The following is a 484-nucleotide window of genomic DNA, read 5'->3' on the forward strand; positions in this document are numbered from 1 at the left end:
TGACCTATGACCTACGGCGCGGGCCACGTGCACGGCGTGATGCTTGATGACCGCGAACTGGTCCATCTTGAGCGCGACGACTTGCACCGGGAGGTGCTTCGCACACAGGGCAATCGGCTCTCCCACGCGCAGGCGTACGATCCGGCGGGGCGGCTGATGGAACAGACGCTGTCTCACGTCGATGGCGCGCGGGCGGGCCATCGTTTGCTGCACCGCCAGTATCAGTACGATGCGGTGGGACAGCTATCGGGCATCCATGACATGCGGCGCGGCGCGCTGCGATATCGCTATGACCCCGTGGGCCGGCTGCTCGCTGCGCACAGCGCACTGGGCAGCGAAACTTTCGCCTTCGACCCGGCCGGCAACCTGCTCGACGATCCCGATACGCGCTGGTATGCGTCCACGCCCGAACATGGACGACGGGCCACCGACAGCCGCCTGACCGGCCACCCCAGGCTGGTGGACAACCTGCTCCGGCAGTACG

The 484-nt window shown here is 66.9% G+C and carries 1 protein-coding gene; it reads left to right on the forward strand.

Translation table 11 applies throughout. The features are described 5' to 3' along the window. Positions 1 to 36: 36 nt before the first annotated feature. The coding region (locus AB4Z27_RS29510; protein WP_441646047.1) for a hypothetical protein at positions 37 to 484 on the forward strand (448 nt) is incomplete at its 3' end.

Origin of the sequence: Cupriavidus sp. KB_39, from assembly GCF_052114485.1 — a bacterium.
Classification (GTDB): Bacteria; Pseudomonadota; Gammaproteobacteria; order Burkholderiales; family Burkholderiaceae; genus Cupriavidus.